The sequence below is a fragment of the Micromonospora sp. SL4-19 genome (genome assembly GCF_047921475.1).
In the GTDB taxonomy this organism is placed as follows: domain Bacteria; phylum Actinomycetota; class Actinomycetes; order Mycobacteriales; family Micromonosporaceae; genus Micromonospora.
On the sequence record NZ_JBLROB010000020.1, the window covers coordinates 63601 to 82068 of the forward strand.

Sequence of the window (18468 nt, forward strand, 5' to 3'; positions counted from 1 at the left end):
AGCTGTGCCAGAAAGTGGAGGGAACAGATGCCGCCTCGAGAACGAGTTTGGCTGGCCGCCGCGGTCATCGGCTGGGTCGCAGTCAACGCAGCCGTCCTCCTCCTCGCGCCCGGCCACGCGCCCTTCGACTGGCCGGCGCAGCATGACCCGCCCTCCGGGCCCGGCCAGGTGATCGCCGCGCAGCTCGCCCTCGGCGAACTGCTGTTGCTGGCCGTCGTGGCGTACGTACTGACCCGCCGGCGGCCGAATCCGGCGATCGCCGAACGTGTTCCCCCGCGCCCCACCGCCCACCGCGAACTCTGGCTGCTCGTGGCGTACGGCGTCCTCGCCCAACTCGGCGGTCTGTTCCTCGGCCGGGCACTCGGCTGGCATCCGATCGGCTTCCACCTTGCCGGCACGCTGGTCGGCACAGCCGATCCGGTCCGTCCGGCCGAGGCGATCGGCTGGGCCGGGTACAACGGCCTCTGCTACGCGCTGCTGCCGTACCTGTGGTTCCGCCGGCGGTACACCGCACGCCAGCTCTGCCTCCGCTCGGCGGATCGCCGTGGCGACACGGTGCTCATCCTGGTCGTGCTGGCGCTCGAATCGCTCGCCCAGTGGGCGGCGCTCGGCCACGCGTTCGCCGGGCTGACGGCCGGGCAGATCGCGCTCGGCGCGCCGGTGACGTTCGTCCTCTACCTGGCCGGCACGGTCCTGCCCACCGTCATATTCGTGCAGGGCCTGCTCGTGCCCCGGTACGCGCGGCTCACCGGCTCCACGACCGGGACGCTGGTCCTCGGCGGTCTGACCTACGCGGCACTGCACGTGTTCGAGGGTTGGGGACGACTCGGATCACCACGCGAGTTCGTGCTCACGATCCTGTTCGTGCTGCTCATCTACGTCCTGCCCGGCGCGTTCAAGACGTGGCTGACGGTACGGACCGGCAACGCGTGGGTGCACGCCTGGGCGTACCACGCCGTCGCGCCGCACACCATGCACGACACCGGGCTGGTGGTTCGGATCTTCCGCCTGTGACGCGGCGGCACACTCCGCAGATGTGGATGACCCCGAACCCGCCCTCGTCGTCATGGACCTGCACGTGGTGGTGAATTGTGCGCGGTGCACGGTCACCTGTCCTCGGTGCTGGGCTGCATTGTCATCCGGGGAGTCGAACCCCCGCGCTGCCCATCGCGCGCCGGAGAAAGGGTGCCGGGTTCCAGCCGGCTCTGTCTGTGCACGCTTCCACGACGACTACCTGCTCCACATAGCCTTGCCGCAGCTACTCCAGGAGATCGGCCTCCCAGTTCGTACGCTGGACCAACACATCCAGCTCACGAAGCTCCTGAGCGATGGCGTCGGCCTGGTTGCGCAGATCCCCGACGGGAAGCGCCGCGAGCATCTTCAGCTCCGAGCGGAGCTGCCGGACCATGTGGCCGCGTCCGCTGCCCGCCGCCGCATCCGCCGCTGCGGTGAGCGCCGCATGGCGCAGCCGGAGTACGTCCCGGCGGGCGAGCGCATCGGTCAGGGTGCCGATGTGGCCCACCGCCACGGCCGCGTTCGTGCGGTTGATCCGCCGGATCAGCGTCTCGAGGTGGTCGAGTGCGCCCTGCAACTCGGCCAGCAGCTGCTGGGCGTCCTCAGCGGGCAGCTCGCCCTCCTGATACCGCGCACTGCCGATGATGCGTGTCCGTAGTTGTTCCACGCGACGGGTCGTCTCCGCACGGTCTGCCAACGCCTCGCCAAGCTTCACCGCATGAACCTCCCGATGAGATGAGTGCCAGGAGAATAGATCATCTCGGTCCGCCCGGCCGACTCGTTTTCGGCGCGGCGAGCCCATGCGCGTCGGCAATTTCGACAAGATCTGTTGGTGATAAACTTTCGGCATGGCGACAGCCCCCTGGCAGGCGGTGACCGCCCTCGTCGACCAGGTACGACGGGCGCTTTACGACTATGTCCGCGGCCAGGACCACCCGGTGACCCGGGACGAGGCCGCCGAGGCGCAGCGGATCTCGCGCAACCTGGCGGCGTTCCACCTCGACAAGCTGGTCGGCGCCGGGCTGCTGCAGGCCCGGTACCAGGCTCCGACGGACCAGCCGCGCGGACGTGGCCGCACGCCGAAGGTCTACGAGGCGACTCCGGGCTGCATCGCGCTGACCATTCCGGAGCGTCGCTACGACCTGGTCGGCGAGATCCTGGCCCAGGCCGTCGCGGAAAATCCCACGGATGCCCGGTCGGCTGCTCTCCGCCTGGCAGCGCAGCGGGGCGAGGCCATCGGCCGTCAGATCGGCGGTGGCCGGCCGGTCGCGGCCGTCCTCGCCGAGCTCGGTTTCGAACCGGCCGGCGATGAGGAGCTGATCCGGCTGCGGAACTGCCCGTTCCACGAGCTCGCCGCGCAGCAGACCGAGCTGGTGTGCGGCCTGAACGAGGCATTCATCGCCGGTCTGCTCAGCGGGCTCGGCCGGGCGGACCTGGACGCGCGGCTGGCCCCCGGTCCCGGCGCCTGCTGCGTGCAGATCCGGCCGGCCTGACCTTCCGCCTCACCCTGGAGCGCGCGCGCACTCAGGACAGCAGGTCGGACAGGGGCACCTGCGGGTCGGCCAGTTTGTCCAGGTCGACCACCCTGCCACGGTGCCCCGCACGGACCAACGCCTGGATCTGGTCGGTGACGTCCCAGACGTTGGCGTTCATCCCGGCCAGCACCCGGCCGTCCCTGACCCAGAACGCCAGGAACTCCGGTGCCCTGCCATCGACCACGGTCGGATCGCCGCGGAACACCACCCGGTCGTAGCCGTGCGGGGCCACCCAACCCGAGTACTCCATGCCCAGGTCGTACTGGTCCGAGAAGAAGTACGGCAACCGTGCGTACTCGACCTGCTGGCCAAGCATGGACCGCGCCGCGGCCGGGCCGCCGTTGAGCGCGTTGGCCCAGTGCTCCACCCGGATGTGCCGGTCGAGCAGCGGGTGGTGGACGTTGGCCACATCGCCCGCGGCGTAGATGTGCGGGTCGGAGCTACGCAGGCGAGCGTCGGTGACGATCCCGTCGTCCACCTTCAGGCCTGCCGCCTCGGCCAGCGCCGCGTCGGGTCGGACGCCCACACCGACGACGACGGTGCCGGCGGCCAGCTCGGTGCCGTCGGTCAGCAGCACCGAGGAGACCCGCCCGGCGCCGCGCAGCTGCCGGACCCCGACGCCGAAGTGGAAGGTGACGTCGTGGCCGCGGTGCAGATCGGCGAAGACCCGGGCGACCTCGTTGCCGAGGACCCGCTGCAACGGCAGGTCGGCGGTCTCCACGACGGTGACGGCCGCACCGAGCTGGCGGGCGGCGGCGGCGATCTCCAGGCCGATCCAGCCGGCCCCGATCACGACGACGTGGGCGCCGGCGGTGAGGGCCTCGGCGATCCGGTCGGCGTCCGCCACCGTACGTAGGTACCGCACGCCGTCGAGGTCGGTGCCGGGAACGTCCAGGTGGCGGGGCGTGGAGCCGGTGGCCAGCAGCAGCTTGTCGTATCCGAGCCGCTCGCCGTCGTGCAGGATGACCTGGCGGAGGTCGCGGTCGATGCCGGTGACCCGGGTCGCGATCCGCAGTTCGACGCCGTTCGCGGCGTACCAGCCGGCGTCGTGCACGTACACCTCGGGTCGCGGGGTGGTCCCGAGGAGCAGGCCCTTGGACAGTGGTGGCCGCTCGTAGGGCCGTTCGGGCTCGGCACCGAGCAGGATCACGCGGCCGTCGAAGCCTTCTTCGCGGAGCGTCTGGGCGGCCTTGGCACCGGCGAGGCCGGCGCCGACGATGACGAAGGTGGGGCTGCTTTCCATGCCGCTCTCCAGGTCGGGTCAGTGGGCTCCCGTGAGGGAGAAGAACTCGGCTCTGGAGCGGGGGTCGTCCCGCAGGGCGCCGAGCATGGTGGACGTCACGGTGGTGGCGCCGTCGGCCCGCACGCCCCGCAACGTCATGCAGAGATGCTCGGCCTCGATGACGACGCCCACGCCCTTGGGGGCCAGTTCGAGGGCCAGCCAGTCGGCGACCTGCTTGGTCAACCGCTCCTGCACCTGGGGACGGTGGGCGAAGAGTTCCACCACGCGGGCGAGTTTGGACAGTCCGAGGATCCGCTCGCCGGGCAGGTAGCCGACATGGGCGACCCCGACAAAGGGCAACAGGTGGTGTTCGCACACCGACCGGATCGGGATGGCGCGGGCCAGCACCAGTTCGTCGTAGCCCTCGTCGTTAGGGAAGGTGGTCAGGTCGAACGGGCGGGCGGTCAGCAGTTCGGCGTACGCCTTGGCCATCCGGCGTGGTGTGTCGCGCAGGCTCTCCGAGTCCAGATCGATGTCGAGTGCGGTCAGGAACTGGGCTGCAGCCTGTTCGGCGGCGACCAGGTCGAGCACTGGTCGCTGATCGACGCGACGTTGGGTCGGTGCGATGCTCACGTCAGCCACCTTCGAACGCGGTCTACAGGTGTCACGCCACAACCTCTGTGGTCACCAGTGGTTGCGGGCTCAATCGCCATCCTGGACCGCCGGAGCCGGATTTTCAATAGCGTCCGCTAGTGAAATCCCGCCGCCAGGACCGATCCGCCCATCTCCCGGCACGCTGGGAATGACCTGAACATTCGGCATTTGATCGCTCAAACTGGTATCGGCTATCCCAAATGCAAGGTGCACATCGGGCGTTGCCCATTACATCGAAGTCCATTACTATACCAACCGCGCCTTGATCGAGATGAGGCGCGACAAGGAGCCCGAAGAGAGCCGTCACAAGCACCCGGAGAGACAGGTCTGCAGCTCAGGAGACCGATCCAGCGTTTATCACGGTCGCGTTTCCCGTTGTTGTCCACAATCAACTACTGATTTGCCAACGCTGCAGCTGCTTTTCACCGAATCGCCCGCCATCAGGGTAAGAACGACCGATTGATCGGCGTTCAGGGGGAAACGCCCCAGAGCGAGTGGGCACCGGAAGGGGTGGGGGGATGAGGGGGATCCCGACCGCGTCCATGGTCATCGGCATCGCGTCCTCGCCTGCCGAACGCAGGCAACTGGCGCAACTGCTCGGCGGGACCGAGGCATTCCTGATCGTCTCGACCGCCGAGCAGGCGCGGAAGTTTCTCGACGCGGCCGGGACATCCCGCGCTGCGGGGACGGCACCGTCCGCCCAGGCCGCCACCGGCGACGCCGCGGAGGACAGTGGTACGCCGCCACCCGGCCTGGCCGTCGACTCCGATCGGCGAATGCTGCGGTGGCGGGACCGCGAGGTGGAACTCACGCGGCTGGAGCACGACTTCCTGCTGTGCCTGGTCGGCACGCCCGGACAGGTGTGGACCTACGAGCGGCTGCACCTGGAGGTCTGGGGCAACGAGCACCTGGGCCGCGGTTCCGACATGCACTCGGTGGTACGGCGGGTACGGCACAAGCTCGCCCGCCTGGACGCACGGGCGGCGATCCACGCCGTTCGCGGGGTCGGCTTCCGCCTCGCCCTGGCCTGACCGCCACGCTCCCCCGGCGCCCCTGCCGGCTGGCAACTCTGAAAACTGATCCGGCCCGCCTGGTCGCAACCAGGCGGGCCGGATCAGTCACTGTTCAGTTGTCAGCAACGGGTCGGGGACAGAGCGAAGTCCTCCACCCTCGGGGTGCTGCTGATCGTCGTCTGACGGTTCTGGGGCTTCCAGCCGTCCTTGGCAACGATGATCTTCAACGGGTTGTGCTTGCGGTCCAGCCAGTAGGCGTACTTGCCCTGGGCATCGGTGGTGAGTGTCCAGGAGATCCCCTTCGAGTCGACCTGGACGGTCGCACCCTTGAGCGGTGAGCTGACGCCCTGGCAGTTCGTCCCGGTGACCGTGCCCATCAGCTTGCCCCAGGTGTTCGGAGGAGTCACGTTCATCGTCACCGGCACCGGCTGCACCGTGTACGGCGTGTTCTCCTTGATCCCGACCGAAGCGGAGTAGGTACCCGGCTGGTCGACGTTCGCCGTCATCCCGACGGTGACCGTGACCTTCTCGCCCGGCGCCAGCGTGGCCGATGTCTTGTCGATCGTCATCCAGCTGACGTCCGCCGCGGCCGCGGCACACTCCTCGAACCCGGGCAGCGCCTCGCTCTCCGGCATGGCGGTGAAGCTGCCCGAGGAGCCGCCGATCTTGTAGAAGCCGCACGCCGCGCCACCGCGGTAGCGGGCCGTGTTGGCGTTCGGCAGGTTGGACCAGGCGTTGGTGCCCGGGTCGAAGGCGAAGCCGGCGTTGGTGATGGCTCCGCCCTGCACGCCGCCGACGACCATGAGCTTGCCGTTGGCGACGGCGAAGGAGCTGGCCCAGGTGTCGGTCGGCGCGTCGGCGATGGCGGTCCAGGTGTTGGCACCCGGGTCGAAGGCGTAGCCGGCCTTCTGAGCGACGGACCCGTCGTTACCACCGGTGCAGTAGACGACGCCGTCGATGCCGCCGCAGGAGGCGAACGCCACCGACTTCGGGTAGTTGGCCATGGTCTCCCAGGTGTCGCTGCTCGGGTCGTACCGGACGACCGAGTTGGACATCGGGGTGCAGGACGAGGTGGTGCAGCCGCCGATGGCGTACAGCTTGCCGTCGGCAACCGCCTGCCCGGCCGCAGCGCGCGGCGCCGGGTTGTTGGCCACCTTCGTCCAGGTGTTGGCCGCCGGGTCGTAAGACCAGGTGGTGCCGTCGGGGCCGGCCGCCGCCCAGCCGCCCGTCACGATGATCTTCCCGTCCACGACGCCCACCGTCACGGCGTTACGCGCACCGGGAAGGTCGGCGATCGGTGCCCAGTTCTGCCCGATCGGGTCGTAGACGTAGTTCTTCGCGGTGGACGCCGTCCCGTCGCCGCCGGCGATCGAGTACACCTTGCCGTCGAGGTTCACCACCCGGTTGTCCATCACGTTGGCCGGGTAGCCCGCGATGTCCGTCCACGGCGCGGCCTGCGGGCCGTCCGCGGCGGTGGTCGCCTTGGTGTCCTTGCCGGACGCCGCCCGCGCGGCGAACGACGTCGGGACGTCGAGCCGCTGCAGGGGTGCACCGCTGGAGGCGAGCATCTCCTGCTTGCTCACCCGGGACCCGTCGGCCCGGAGGAGCTCGAAGCCGCCGTCCCGCTCACTGAACTGGACGTCGACCGGCGCGGCGCCGGTGTTGGTCACGGTGAAGGTCTTGTTGACCTTACCGCTGGGCATCTGCACCGTCCCGCTCACGTCGGTCGGCTGGATGGACAGCCGGCCGGCGCCGAGTTGGAAGGTCGCGGCCGTCGCCCCGTTCTTCTGGACGTCGACATCCTTGCTCTGGCTGACATAGCTGCCGGCCTTCGCGGTGAACTTGTGCGACCCGGTCAACGACGAGAACATCCAGAAGAAGCCGTCCGGCAGCTTGGTGTCGTCCGGAGTCGCGGCGGTGGTGGCCTTCTCGGCCGTCCGGTCGTCGCTGGTGACGGTGGCGCCGTTGATGTAGCTGTCGTCGTTCTTGTCCTGCACGTGGCCGAGCACCAGGCCACCGTCGATCGGCTGGCAGAGGACCTGGCTGCCGATCAGCACGTTGTCGACCTGCCACCACCAGGCCCACGAGGCGTCGTAGTAGCGGAACCGGACCCGGGTCTGCGCGTTGCCGGCCGCCTGCGGGATCTTGACCTCGGTGGCCAGCGGTCCCCGGGCGCTGGTCGACTGCCGGAGCACGTTGGTCCAGGTGGTGCCGCCGTCGAGGCTGAGGTCGACATCCGCCTTGTTGGAGCCCAGCTGCCGGAAGTCCTGGTTGAACCGGATCACCGGCGCCGAGACGTTGGTCAGGTCGACGACCGGGCTGACGAGCGAGCTGTCCTGCCGATTGCCGCTGCCGTACTTGTCGCTGTCGACGATCGCGGAGTTGCCGGTGCCGCCGGTCAGGTTGCCCCGGTTGCCCGGGTCGTTGAACTGCCAGACCTGCCCGTTACCGAGACCGTCCACCACCGACCAGCCGGACGGCACGGTGGTGCCGTCGAAGGTCTCGTACACGCCGTCGGAGCCGTTGCGGTATCCGGGCGCCGTGGTGCAGGCCTTCGAGTCCACCGGCACAGCGACGTCATGGGTGACGTTGCTCGAGCCGACCACGACCTCCTTGGTCACCGTCTGATAGCCCGGGTACTGCGGCTCGACCTTCACGCTGTAGGTCGCCCCGCTCGGGAGCTTGAAGCTGTAATGACCGTCGGCGGGCGTGGTGTAGTCCGAGACACCCGACGGGCCCTCGACGCTCACCTTGGCGTAGAGCGGCCAGCCTTGTCCGGAGCCGTCCTTGACCGTCCCGCTGACGGTGACGCTCGGTACCGCCGCCAGCGCGATGTTGGTCGTCGTGGTCGTGTCCTTGGTGATCGTCGCCGTCACCGTCTTGCTCTCGTAGCCGAACGCCGACACGACGGCCTGGTACTCGCCGGCCGGAAGGAGCGACGAGTACTTGCCGTCGCTCCCGGTGGTCAGCTGGCGAGACGCCGGGCCGGTCAGGGCCACCACGGCACCGCCGATCGCCTTACCGGTGCTCGCGTCCGTGATCGTGCCGGCCAGGGTGCCGGTGTCGCCGATCGGGGCGGCGTTGAGCAGCGCGAGGGCGTCCAGGCGGCCCTCGCCGTAGACGTTGTTGTTCGCCGCGGTGCCGCCGCACTGGCTGTCGGCCTTGTCGACCGCCGTGGTGTTCAGCAGCGCACGGGTGGCATTGATGTCACCGACCAGCGCCGGCGCCGCCGACCACAACAGCGCGACCGCGCCCGCGAGGTGCGGAGAGGCCATCGAGGTGCCGTTCATGCTGGCGTAGCCGCTGCCCGGAACGCTCGACCGGACGTTCACGCCGGGGGCCGAGATGTTCGGCTTGATCGACCCGTCCTGCCCGGCGCCGCGGGAGGAGAAGCTGGCGATGTTGTTGTTGATGTCGTAGGCACCGGTGGAGTAGTTGTTGATCCGGCTGCCCGGCGAGCCGCTGGTCTGGCAGCCCGGACCGTTGTTGCCGTTGGACCACGCCCCGAAGATGCCCGACGCGGCCCACGCGTCGGTCACGTCCTCCATGAACGGGTCGTTGGAGGGCAGCTGGGTTCCCCAGGAGTTGTTGATGATGTTCGGCCGCTTGCTGGCGTCCGGGTTCTGACCGTTGAGGTCCCGGGGCTGGAGCATCCACTGGCCGGAGGAGATCAGCGCGGCGTCGCTGGGGCAGCAGCCGTTCGCCGCGATCCACTTGACCGCGGGTGCGACACCGATCTGGTTCGCGCCGTCGGCGCCGGCCATGGTGCCCATGGTGTGCGTACCGTGGCCGTTGTTGTCGCAGGGGGCGGCGGCGCAGGTCCCGGCGGCGTTGAACCAGTTGTAGTTGTGGTCGAAGGTGCCGTCGCCGTTGTTGCCGCGGTAGGAGTTCACCAGCGCCGGGTGGTCGAACTGGACCCCGGTGTCGATGTTCGCGACCGTGATGCCGGCACCCTTGACGCCGTACTGGGACCAGACGTCGTCGGCGTTGATGTTGGCGATGCCCCACTCGAGGGCGTTGACCGTCTTCTCGTCGTTGCCCTTGGTGACCTCGGGAACCTTGTACTCGATCGGGGCGTACAGGCCGTCGACCTCGGCGTGGGCGGCGAAGTTCTGCGCCATCTCCGACGAGCCGGCGCTGACCTTGATGGCGTTGGTCGCCCAGAAGGTCTGGTACTTCACGCCTGAGCTGTCGAGCTCAGCCCGGATCTTGGACTGGCTGTCGGCGGCGGTCTTCTGCAACGCCTCCGCGACGGCGGTGCCCCGCTTGTTCCAGTCCTTGATCGCACTGGCCTTGCTCAGGTCCGCCTTGTCCTTGAAGTGGACCCAGAAGTCGCCCCCGCTCTTCGCCTGCAGCTGCTTCGCGAGCTCCGGACGGATCTTGTCCGAGGGGGATGCTCCTGCCGCAGCCTGTGCGCCTGAGCCGATGGTGGCCAGTGCTGTCGCGGCGAGGACCAGAGCCCCGCCGGCGCTCACCAGAGATCTGGCAATGCGCCTCGATTGTGGACGTCTCAGCATCGGTGCTGCCTCCTCCAGAACGACCCGCGGTTGATCGAGCCATGGCGAAGGGTGCGGGAGGTCATCTCCCGTTTGGTCACATCGGAACGACCGAACCCCGTACCCGTGGGAGCCGAGCGGGCCACGTCGGCTGCCCGTTTGGACACTAGGATCAAGGAGAACGGACGATCAAGAACGCTACGTGAGCAACTTGTCACTAGCGGTTGCCTGGTTACTGGCGGGCCTGACAATTATTGTCACGACCATGACGAAGTTGGGCAGAAAATGCCCGCCGGTTCGGAATGGGGGGCTGTGGCCGACGACGACGAGACCACTGTGCCGGGCGGATCCGATCCGGCCGAAAACCTGTTTCCACTGTTGATCGCGGTGACCCCGTCGCCGGCGGAACGGATCCGGCTCGCCGAACTCCTCGACGGCGTCGCACCACTGCTGCTGGTGGCCGACCTCGACGAGCTGCGCAAGCTGATCGCGGCCCCACAGCACCTTCCGGAGGCGTCGCCCGCGCCGGCACCCGTCACCGCGCCCCCGGGACCCGACGACACCCTGCTGATCGACTCGGCCCGGTCCACCGCCCGCTGCCGGGACCGCGAGGTCACGCTCACCCGACTCGAGCACGACCTGCTGGCCTGCCTGACCACCGAGCCGGTCCGAGTCTGGAGCTACGCCGAGCTGCATCGGTCGGTCTGGCGCGACGAGCGGCTGCGGCGCAACGCGGACGTGCAGTCCCTGGTGAAGCGACTGCGGCGCAAGCTCGCCGAGCTCGGCACCCCCGTCACCATCGACGCCGTACGGGGTGTCGGATTCCGGCTGACCGACCACCAGCGACCCCGGGTCAGTGGCACCTGACACGAACCGAACGCGGGCAACCTGCGTCCCGACGAAGGATCGAGCGAACGGCACGACACGCGTGCGGACGAGGGCGGACACCCGAGGCCGTACGTCGTAACTTGCAGGGTGGGCCGTCTCAGGCGACAGCGACAGCGGCACCGGCCAGCAGCGAGGACGAGAGGGGCATCACCATGACCGCCACCGATTGGACAACCGACGCCAAGGGCACCGGCCAGTACGCCGAAGTCAACGGCATCAACCTGTACTTCGAGACGCACGGGACCGGAGAGCCGCTGATCCTGCTGCACGGCGGACTCGGATCGGGTGAGATGTTCGGTCCGGTCCTGCCCGCGCTGGCCGCACGCCACCAGGTCATCGCCGTCGACCTGCAAGGGCACGGCCGCACCGCCGACAATCACCGACCGATCGACCTGCGGTTCATGGCCGATGACATCGCGGCCCTCATCGACCACCTCGACCTCGCCAAGCCGGACCTCGTGGGCTACTCGCTCGGCGGCGGGGTGGCACTGCGCACGGCAGTCAGGCACCCGGCCAAGATCGGCCGGCTCGTCGCAGCGTCGGCCCACGTCCGCTCCGACGCGATCTACCCGGAGATGCGCGCGCAGCAGGGCCAGGTGAGCGGGGCCGCCGCGGAGTTCATGAAGGACACCCCGATGTACGAGCTCTACCAGCGGGTGGCGCCGCGCCCCGAGGACTTTCCCCGACTGCTGGACAAGATCGGCGCGCTCATGGCGGAGGACTTCGACCTCACCGAGGAGGTCCGGGGCCTCAAGGTGCCGACGCTGATCGTCGCCGCCGACGCCGACATGGCGCCGCCCAGCCACTACGTCGAGGTCTTCAACCTGCTCGACGGCGGTCTGCGCGACGGCGGTTGGATGAGCGAGGGTCGGCCGAAGGGTGGTCACGCACTCGCGATCCTGCCCGGGCTGACCCACTACAACATCTTCAGCTCGCCCCTGTTCACCGCCGCCACCCTCGCCTTCCTCGACGAACAGGCGAACTGAAGCCCGCCACAGCTGTGGCTGGTCATGCCCAGTTGAGGCGTTGACGCAGCAGGGATCGTTCTGCCGGGTTGGTGGTCAGGGCGAGGGCTCGCTCGTCGGCTGCTCTCGCGTGGCCGTTGTCGCCGAGGCCGCGGAGCAGCTCTGCGCGGGTGGCGTGGAAGAGGTGGTAGTCGGCCAGAACACCGCCGAGGGCGTCGACTTCGGCGAGCGCGGCTGCTGGCCCGGTGACGTACCGCAGGGCGACCGCCCGGTGCAGCCGGGTGACCGGCGAGGGGGCCAGGTGCAGGAGCATGTCGTACAGCACCAGGATCTGGGCCCAGTCGGTGTCCTTCCAGTGCGGGGCTTCGGCATGGCAGGCGACGATCGCGGCTTGGAGTTGGTACGGTCCCGGGCGCTTGTGCACGGCGGCACGGGCAATCAGCCGGCTGGCGTGGGCGATGGCTTTCCGGTCCCACAGCGAGCGGTCCTGGGACTCGAGCTGGATGATGTCGTCGTTGTCGTCGAAGCGGGCGGCGGCTCTGGCCCGGTGAAGCCGGATCAGCGCGAGAAGGCCGGCCACTTCCGGTTCGGTCGGCATGAGCTGGTGCAGCAGCGCGGCGAGGAACTCGGCGTCGTCGGCGAGGTCTCGCGACTGGGCGTGAGGTCCGTGGCTGCACAGGTAGCCCTCGTTGAACAGCAGGTAGATCACGGCGAGGACTTCGGCGAGGCGGTCGCCGAGTTCGTCGGCGGAGGGGATTCGGTACGGGATGCCGGCGTCGTTGATCTTCCGCTTGGCCCTGGTGATGCGTTGCCCCACCGTGCTTTCCGGGACAAGGAATGCTCTGGCAATCTGCGCGGTGGTCAGCCCGCACACCACCCGAAGGGTGAGCGCGACCTGGGCGGCGCGGGGCAGGGCGGGGTGGCAGCAGGTGAAGACCAGCCGAAGCCGATCGTCAGGTTGCGGCTCGGCCGGCCACGGCACCAGGGCGAGTTTCTGTCGGTAGCGGTGCTCCCGGCGGAGCTGGTCGAGACCGCGGCGGCGAGCCACGGTGTACAGCCACGCGTCTGGCCGGTCGGGGATGCCCTCGACCGGCCAGTGGGCCAGGGCGGCCTCGATGGCGTCCTGCACGAGGTCTTCGGCGGCGGTGAAGTCGCCGACCAGATGGACGAGGGACGCGGCGAGGGCGCCCGCGTGGTCACGGACCACGCGGGCGAGCTCGTCGTGTGTCGGCGGGATCATGCGGCGATGGGCCGGATCTCCACCACCGGGCAGGCCGGCCAGGACTTCGCGAGGCGTAGCGCCTCGTCGAGATCAGCCACCTCGATCTCGGCGTAGCCGCTGACGATCTCCTTGCCTTCCACGAACGGCCCGTCGGAGATCAGCGGTTCACCACCGTCCAGCCGCACCGTGGTGGCGGTGCCCGGCGGCATGAGGTGGGCGCTGTGGGTGATCTTGTCATGGTGGTCGGCGAACCACTGTCGCACGCGGGCGTAGGCGCGCTCCCGTTCGGGTTCGTCCATGGCGGCCAGGTCGGCGGCGAACTGCTCAGTGTCGGCGAACATCAGCACGTACTTCATCGGTTCCTCCGCTACGGTTCTATGCGAACAGGGCGGCCATCCGCCGGGTCATCTCGTCGGGGGTGACGTCCTCCACGTGGGTGGCGATGGTCCAACCGTGCCCGAACGGGTCGATGATGAAGGCATCCCGGTCGCCGTAGAACTGGTTCTCGGGGGCACGCCGCATCGTCGCACCGAGTTCGACGGCCCGCGCCACCACGGTGTCGACGTCCTCGACGTAGATGAACTGGAACACCGGGGTACCGGGCAGCCCACCGGCTGGCGGCGCCTGCGTTCCACGCTGCGGATCGGCGTCTTCGACAATGACCACCGCGTCCCCGATCTGGATCTCCGCGTGGGCGACGGTCCCGTCCGGGCCGGGGAACCGCATCCGCTCGGTCGCCCCGAACACCTCGGCGTAGAAGTCCAGGGCTTTCGTGGCGCCCTGCACGACCAGGCACGGTGTGACCCGGCGGTAGGTTCCGGGAATCGGGTTGGGTTTGACGGCGCCTGTCATGGCTGTGCTCCTCTGTCGTGGTAGTGCCTCTACTTGCCAGACGACCGGCGGGTGGTCGGATCCGACAACGAGCCGAAGCTTTTGTCAACGTCCACGTCACTGTGCGCGCCGGGGACATTGACCGGCCCCGCACCGGTCCTGCTGCAGCGCCATGGGCCGGCGGTGGATACCAGCCGGACCGCGCCCGGTGGCATGCGCCGAATTCAACGCCTGGCCGACGCAACGCTGTGGCCGAAACTCTTCGCAACCCGAGATGAGCCCGAGCGGCACGGATCAGGTGCCCGTGACCGGCTGGCATCGCCGGGTTCCTCGTGGCCTGGGATGACGCCGCCCGGCTGTGGTTCCCGCAACTCTTGGGCAGCGCTTGATCCGGTCCTGGCACCCGGTATACGCACGCGCGCCAAGGCGCTACCGTGTGTGCATCGTGGTCGTCCCTGATGCTCGGCTGTCTCCTGACGAACCTGCTGGTGGAGCCGCCCGCCACCGGCCTGGACCGGAGGATCCGCTATGAGTGACCCGAGTGCCGCGTCGTTGGTCAGCACCCCGCGCCCTGAACAGCTGAGCGGGATGGGGGCGCCGACCGCCGGCCTGCCGGAGTCGACGCGACAGCAGCAGAAGCCGCGCGGCCTGCTCGGCGACGCGTGGCTCGACCTGCGCCGAAAGCCGCTGTTCTGGATCTCCGCGGTCTTCATCGCACTGTTCGTGGTGATGGCCGCCTTCCCATGGCTGTTCACCTCCGGCGACCCGGTCAACGGCACCCTGTCCAACAGCCGGGTCGAGCCGTCGTCGTCCGCCTGGTTCGGCTACGACGTGCAGGGCCGGGATGTCTTCGCCCGCACCATCTACGGCGCCCGCGCCTCGATCGTGGTGGCCCTGCTGTCCACCATCGGCACGCTGCTGATCGGCGGCGCCATGGGCATGATCGCCGGCTACCGCGGCGGCTGGGTCGACGGCCTGCTCTCCCGCATCGCGGACATCTTCTTCGGCCTGCCCTTCATCCTCGGCGCGATCGTCATCCTGACCACCTTCAACGGCGCGGGCACCGACAACGGCGAATGGACGATCATGGGCCTGGTCATCCTCTCGCTCGTCACCCTGATGTGGCCGGTCGTGATGCGGCTGATGCGCTCCTCGGTGCTGGCGACCAAGGAGGCCGACTACATCCTCGCCGCGCGGGCGCTGGGTGCCGGCAGCGGCCGGATCGTCCTCAAGCACCTGCTGCCCAACTGCCTCGCACCGCTGCTGGTCTACGGCACGATCATGGTGGGCTCGTTCATCGGCGCCGAGGCCACGCTGTCGTTCCTGGGCATCGGTCTGAAGACGCCGGTGGTGTCCTGGGGCATCATGATCAGTGAGGCGCAGAGCTACATCCGGGTCTCGCCGTACCTGCTGTTCTTCCCCGCCGCGTTCCTCGTCACCGCCGTGCTGAGCTTCGTCATGCTCGGCGAGGCGGTTCGCGAAGCCCTCGACCCGAAACTGCGCTGACCTCGATCTACGATCCGCGCAGGCCACGGCCGGGGATCCGGAGCTGGTCGAGGCACGGACGAATCATGCCGCCGCCCGGTTCGAGCGCGGCGGCGTGGCCGCCGCCTTACGTACAGTCGGGCGATGGGCAGGCAACGAGTGGTGATCGTCATTGGCTATCCCGAGGCCGAGCTGCTCGATATCGCCTGCCTTACCACCGCCTTCGACTACGCGAACCGGGCCGGCGCGTCGCCGGCGTACGAACGCGGGTCGTGTCGCCCGGCGGCCGGCCGATCGCGTGCCAGTCCGGGCTGACGCTGAACGCCCAGGGCGCGTGCTCGACGCTGATCTCGGCATCGCCGCGCTCGCTGCCCGCGCCGCAGTGAGCGAGCGTCATCTCACCCGACTCTTCACCGCCCACCTCGGGCAGACTCCGGCCCGCTACGTGCGCGCGGTACGGACTGAGGCGGCTGCGCAACTGCTCGTTTCGAGCAGGCTGCCGCTGCCGCGCATCGCCGCCCGATGCGGATTCACCTCGGCCGAGGCACTTCGGCGGGCCTTCCTCGACCGCTACGGCATCACGCCATCGCACTACCGGGCCACCAACGCGACCACGACGGTCAGCCGATGACGGCGAGGACGACGAGCCCGACACCCAGTGGGGCGTCCAGCAGCATGCAGAACTCCGCCAGCGAACGGGGCACCACCTGATCCCGCCGGTAGTGGATGACCTCCCACACGGCGTGGCATGCCAGGACGGCACCATACCTATGCGCGGCGCGAGGAACAGCGCGGCCACGGCGAGCCCGCCGTACCCGACCAGGGCAGCGGCCTGGGCGGTGAGTGGGCGGCGCGGCACCCGCCCGAGCACCGCCGCGAGAGCCAGGCCGGCTCCGGCGATGCCGACGCCTGCCCACCAGGCCAGACCGGCCAGCTCGCTGGCGGTCACCACCAGGCTGCCGCCGATGATCCCGACCCACGCGGCCCACGGGCGGTTCGACCGTACCGGTGGTCCGAATTCCCGGGATGCCTGTCCGTTGACGCAGTTCAAGCCCGCCGGAATCGGGATCAGTCGCGGTTGCTGTACACCCACTCCCGACCTGCCGTGAACGCCGCGACGGGATCGCCGCAGTAAGTCCACGGCCAGTTGCTGACCTGGTCGCCGATCAGGTCGAAGACCCTCGCGGCGGCCTCGAACTCGCCGGCTTTCTCCAGGCCCATCGCGAAGGTGTTCGCCCGCGGGATCCAGCCAAAGCTGGGCGTGAAGGCCGGGTGGAACAGCGACTTCTCCACGGCGGTCAGCATGTCCGCGCGGACTTCCGGCGAGCTGATGTATTCGTCGTCCTCGCCGCGCGGCAGCGACAGCCACTTCTCGATGTGCGCGACGGCCAGCAGTTCCGGCAGCAGGCTGCCGTCCGGTGCGGCCGCGGTGGCCGCTCGGGCGAACGCGAACATCTGCTCGTCGCTGCCGAACCACTTGGCGCACAGGTACTGCAGTTGCTGCTCGTGCGCGACGACGTGAGTCGGGTGCCGCTTGACCACCTCGTCGAAGCGGGCGCGGGCCTCGTCGCCGCCGACCTGGCGGCCCCGAGCCGCCGTGACCAGCCAGGTCCGGGCGGTCACGTCGTCCGGGTCGCGGGCGACGATCTCGTCGAGCATGTTCTCGGCGATCCGGAGTCGGCGGCGGAACTCGCGGAACTGGTCCTGGCTGGTGTATTCGGCGCGCTTCGCGCCCCGGGCCTCCCAGGCCCAGTACACCGCGTGGCAGCCTTGGACGAGCAGCGGAAGCGTCGAATGCGGTTCGGCGTCAACCCATTCACCGATCCAGTCCTGTACGCCGTTGACGCCCGCCGCGACCTCCATCAGAAAGGCACGCGCATCCGGATCGGTCGTGGCGGTGAGGATGTCCCGGACCGTACGCCAGTCCTGCGTACCCAGCGCCTCGATGAGGGCCCGCGCCTGCGGGTCACCCTGCGCTGGGTCGATGACGAGGCCGGCCGGCTGCCGACGCTTCTTGAACGGCCACATGTGGATCTCCCTCCCCGCACTGGCGGGAGATTCTAGAGGATCGCCCGGTGCAGGGACGGGCCTTCCGGTCTACTCGGGGATCTGTGTTGACGAGCAGAACGGGTGCCATATGCCGGGTCCCACCCTCACCGAGTGCGTACCGTCGGAGGGTGGACGTGCTGCTACGCGGCGGGCCGGGTGACGGCCAGGTGGTGCCCGGCGGCGGGGAGACCGTCGTGTGGCACGCCTGCCTCTACGAGATGACGCCCGAGTTCGGCCACCGGCGCGGGCGCGACCTACGGGTGTACCGACACCGCCCCGACTGCTGCGAACCCTACGGTCGAGGTGCCGAGGACCGCTGCGAATGACCCGACAGCCCAGCGTGCTGCTGAACGCGAATATCCGGCCACAGATGGGTATGTCCGGCGGACTAGCGCGATCAGGCAGCGGCGGGGCATCGCCATGAGGGGTGGAGGCGGAATGACCGGCGTTCCGGCACGTACACGTCGCGTCGGGCAGCCTCCGGCGATGATTGAAGGCCGTTCGCGGCGCGATCGTCGCCGCCGGATCCCGGCGGAGTCCGCCTGGCGCCGGCCCTGGACGCGGCTGACCGTGGCCAGCCTGTTGGGGCACGTGGCCTTCGAGCTCGGGGCTGGCGTCGGGATGCCACTCGCCTCGGTGGTCGGGCCGTACGCCGCCGCGGGTTTCTGGACGCTCCTCGGCGGCGGCGTCTGGGTCGCGAGCGCTCACGACGCCTCCGCCGACAAGGTGTTGGCCGCGGCGAACGGCTTCGGGCTCGCTGCGGTATCGGCTCATCTGCTCGGTTGGCCCACTCGTCGCACGAGGACAGGCCTGCCGTGGTTGGAGGATTGCGAAGGGCTGGGCCACGAGTTGATGCCCTACTACAACTCGATCCTCTATTTCTCGGGCGCGACGGGCCTGCTCGCCGTCGTCCGGGAGAACCGCACCGCCCGCGTGTACCTGCCGATGGCCATGCTCGGCCTCGTGCCGGTACTGATCGCCTACCAGCATTGGGAACACCGGCGGCTGCGGAGGCAGGCCCACACCCGTCCCAGGTGGTGGAACCGTCGCCTGCGGCGTCTGGCCCCCGCACCGTGAAGCGCCGCGCCTCGCCG

Annotated in this window: 18 protein-coding genes; 10 read left to right on the forward strand and 8 right to left on the reverse strand. The window is 69.2% G+C overall.

Features of this window, described 5'->3' with window-relative positions; genetic code table 11:
• Positions 1–27 precede the first annotated feature (27 nt).
• On the forward strand, positions 28–1014 hold the full coding sequence (locus ACNAVT_RS21925; protein ID WP_416299007.1) for a hypothetical protein: 987 nt from the start codon (positions 28–30) through the stop codon (positions 1012–1014).
• A gap of 244 nt (positions 1015–1258) precedes the next feature.
• Here ACNAVT_RS21925 and ACNAVT_RS21930 read toward each other — a convergent pair whose 3' ends face one another.
• Positions 1259–1729 carry a DIP1984 family protein gene (locus tag ACNAVT_RS21930; RefSeq protein ID WP_416299008.1) on the reverse strand — a complete coding sequence of 157 codons (471 nt, stop codon included), beginning with the start codon at positions 1727–1729 and terminating at the stop codon, positions 1259–1261.
• Between the two features lie 133 nt (positions 1730–1862).
• On the opposite strand from ACNAVT_RS21930, the gene ACNAVT_RS21935 reads away from it, so the two are divergent.
• Positions 1863–2507 carry a helix-turn-helix transcriptional regulator gene (locus ACNAVT_RS21935; RefSeq protein WP_416299009.1) on the forward strand — a complete coding sequence of 215 codons (645 nt, stop codon included), beginning with the start codon at positions 1863–1865 and terminating at the stop codon, positions 2505–2507.
• A gap of 31 nt (positions 2508–2538) precedes the next feature.
• Here the strand turns inward: ACNAVT_RS21935 and ACNAVT_RS21940 are convergent, their stop codons facing one another.
• Positions 2539–3792 carry an NAD(P)/FAD-dependent oxidoreductase gene (locus ACNAVT_RS21940; protein ID WP_416299010.1) on the reverse strand — a complete coding sequence of 418 codons (1254 nt, stop codon included), beginning with the start codon at positions 3790–3792 and terminating at the stop codon, positions 2539–2541.
• Positions 3793–3810: 18 nt separating this feature from the next.
• Positions 3811–4404 (reverse strand): GTP cyclohydrolase I FolE, encoded by a 594-nt coding sequence (folE, locus tag ACNAVT_RS21945; protein WP_416299011.1) that lies wholly within the window; start codon positions 4402–4404, stop codon positions 3811–3813.
• Between the two features lie 539 nt (positions 4405–4943).
• Here folE and ACNAVT_RS21950 point away from each other — a divergent pair.
• Positions 4944–5456 carry a winged helix-turn-helix domain-containing protein gene (locus ACNAVT_RS21950; protein WP_416299012.1) on the forward strand — a complete coding sequence of 171 codons (513 nt, stop codon included), beginning with the start codon at positions 4944–4946 and terminating at the stop codon, positions 5454–5456.
• Positions 5457–5557: 101 nt separating this feature from the next.
• Here ACNAVT_RS21950 and ACNAVT_RS21955 read toward each other — a convergent pair whose 3' ends face one another.
• Complete coding sequence (locus ACNAVT_RS21955; protein ID WP_416299013.1) at positions 5558–9913, reverse strand: S8 family serine peptidase; 4356 nt, start codon at positions 9911–9913, stop codon at positions 5558–5560.
• Positions 9914–10246: 333 nt separating this feature from the next.
• Here ACNAVT_RS21955 and ACNAVT_RS21960 point away from each other — a divergent pair, with 333 nt between their 5' ends.
• Both ACNAVT_RS21960 and ACNAVT_RS21965 read left to right on the forward strand, forming a co-directional pair.
• Positions 10247–10801 carry a winged helix-turn-helix domain-containing protein gene (locus ACNAVT_RS21960; protein ID WP_416299014.1) on the forward strand — a complete coding sequence of 185 codons (555 nt, stop codon included), beginning with the start codon at positions 10247–10249 and terminating at the stop codon, positions 10799–10801.
• Positions 10802–10974: 173 nt separating this feature from the next.
• On the forward strand, positions 10975–11808 hold the full coding sequence (locus ACNAVT_RS21965) for an alpha/beta fold hydrolase (protein WP_416299015.1): 834 nt from the start codon (positions 10975–10977) through the stop codon (positions 11806–11808).
• Positions 11809–11830: 22 nt separating this feature from the next.
• On the opposite strand, the gene ACNAVT_RS21970 is transcribed toward ACNAVT_RS21965, so the two are convergent.
• The 3 genes from ACNAVT_RS21970 to ACNAVT_RS21980 are packed head-to-tail and all read right to left on the reverse strand — an operon-like array spanning position 11831 to position 13861.
• Positions 11831–13027 carry an RNA polymerase sigma factor gene (locus tag ACNAVT_RS21970; RefSeq protein WP_416299016.1) on the reverse strand — a complete coding sequence of 399 codons (1197 nt, stop codon included), beginning with the start codon at positions 13025–13027 and terminating at the stop codon, positions 11831–11833.
• Positions 13024–13365: a YciI family protein gene (locus tag ACNAVT_RS21975; RefSeq protein WP_416299017.1), complete on the reverse strand. Its 342-nt coding sequence runs from the start codon at positions 13363–13365 to the stop codon at positions 13024–13026. Before ACNAVT_RS21975 ends, ACNAVT_RS21970 begins: the two co-directional genes overlap by 4 nt.
• A 19-nt stretch (positions 13366–13384) precedes the next feature.
• Positions 13385–13861, reverse strand: a complete 477-nt coding sequence (locus ACNAVT_RS21980) for a VOC family protein (protein ID WP_416299018.1) — start codon at positions 13859–13861, stop codon at positions 13385–13387.
• Between the two features lie 507 nt (positions 13862–14368).
• Between ACNAVT_RS21980 and ACNAVT_RS21985 the strand changes: the two genes are divergently transcribed.
• The 3 genes from ACNAVT_RS21985 to ACNAVT_RS21995 all read left to right on the forward strand — a co-directional run bounded on the left by ACNAVT_RS21985 (position 14369) and on the right by ACNAVT_RS21995 (position 15956).
• Positions 14369–15346 (forward strand): ABC transporter permease, encoded by a 978-nt coding sequence (locus ACNAVT_RS21985; RefSeq protein WP_416299019.1) that lies wholly within the window; start codon positions 14369–14371, stop codon positions 15344–15346.
• A gap of 123 nt (positions 15347–15469) precedes the next feature.
• Positions 15470–15640 (forward strand): hypothetical protein, encoded by a 171-nt coding sequence (locus ACNAVT_RS21990; RefSeq protein ID WP_416299020.1) that lies wholly within the window; start codon positions 15470–15472, stop codon positions 15638–15640.
• Between the two features lie 19 nt (positions 15641–15659).
• Entirely contained in the window at positions 15660–15956 is a 297-nt protein-coding gene (locus ACNAVT_RS21995; protein ID WP_416299021.1) for a helix-turn-helix domain-containing protein, read from the forward strand.
• Between the two features lie 437 nt (positions 15957–16393).
• On the opposite strand, the gene ACNAVT_RS22000 is transcribed toward ACNAVT_RS21995, so the two are convergent.
• The gene (locus tag ACNAVT_RS22000) at positions 16394–17353 is read right to left on the reverse strand and encodes a DUF4034 domain-containing protein (RefSeq protein ID WP_416299022.1); all 960 of its coding nucleotides are present in this window, start codon (positions 17351–17353) and stop codon (positions 16394–16396) included.
• A gap of 149 nt (positions 17354–17502) precedes the next feature.
• On the opposite strand from ACNAVT_RS22000, the gene ACNAVT_RS22005 reads away from it, so the two are divergent.
• Positions 17503–17700: a hypothetical protein gene (locus tag ACNAVT_RS22005; protein WP_416299023.1), complete on the forward strand. Its 198-nt coding sequence runs from the start codon at positions 17503–17505 to the stop codon at positions 17698–17700.
• 160 nt (positions 17701–17860) lie between these two features.
• Positions 17861–18451: a hypothetical protein gene (locus ACNAVT_RS22010; protein ID WP_416299024.1), complete on the forward strand. Its 591-nt coding sequence runs from the start codon at positions 17861–17863 to the stop codon at positions 18449–18451.
• Positions 18452–18468: the final 17 nt, after the last annotated feature.

Coding starts and splice junctions, on each gene's coding strand:
- ACNAVT_RS21925 (WP_416299007.1), top strand. CDS start 28: ATGCCGCCTCGAGAACGAGTTTGGCTGGCCGCCGCGGTCATCGGCTGG.
- ACNAVT_RS21935 (WP_416299009.1), top strand. CDS start 1,863: ATGGCGACAGCCCCCTGGCAGGCGGTGACCGCCCTCGTCGACCAGGTA.
- ACNAVT_RS21940 (WP_416299010.1), bottom strand. CDS start 3,792: ATGGAAAGCAGCCCCACCTTCGTCATCGTCGGCGCCGGCCTCGCCGGT.
- ACNAVT_RS21950 (WP_416299012.1), top strand. CDS start 4,944: ATGAGGGGGATCCCGACCGCGTCCATGGTCATCGGCATCGCGTCCTCG.
- ACNAVT_RS21965 (WP_416299015.1), top strand. CDS start 10,975: ATGACCGCCACCGATTGGACAACCGACGCCAAGGGCACCGGCCAGTAC.
- ACNAVT_RS21970 (WP_416299016.1), bottom strand. CDS start 13,027: ATGATCCCGCCGACACACGACGAGCTCGCCCGCGTGGTCCGTGACCAC.
- ACNAVT_RS21975 (WP_416299017.1), bottom strand. CDS start 13,365: ATGAAGTACGTGCTGATGTTCGCCGACACTGAGCAGTTCGCCGCCGAC.
- ACNAVT_RS21980 (WP_416299018.1), bottom strand. CDS start 13,861: ATGACAGGCGCCGTCAAACCCAACCCGATTCCCGGAACCTACCGCCGG.
- ACNAVT_RS21985 (WP_416299019.1), top strand. CDS start 14,369: ATGAGTGACCCGAGTGCCGCGTCGTTGGTCAGCACCCCGCGCCCTGAA.
- ACNAVT_RS21990 (WP_416299020.1), top strand. CDS start 15,470: ATGGGCAGGCAACGAGTGGTGATCGTCATTGGCTATCCCGAGGCCGAG.
- ACNAVT_RS22000 (WP_416299022.1), bottom strand. CDS start 17,353: ATGTGGCCGTTCAAGAAGCGTCGGCAGCCGGCCGGCCTCGTCATCGAC.
- ACNAVT_RS22010 (WP_416299024.1), top strand. CDS start 17,861: ATGATTGAAGGCCGTTCGCGGCGCGATCGTCGCCGCCGGATCCCGGCG.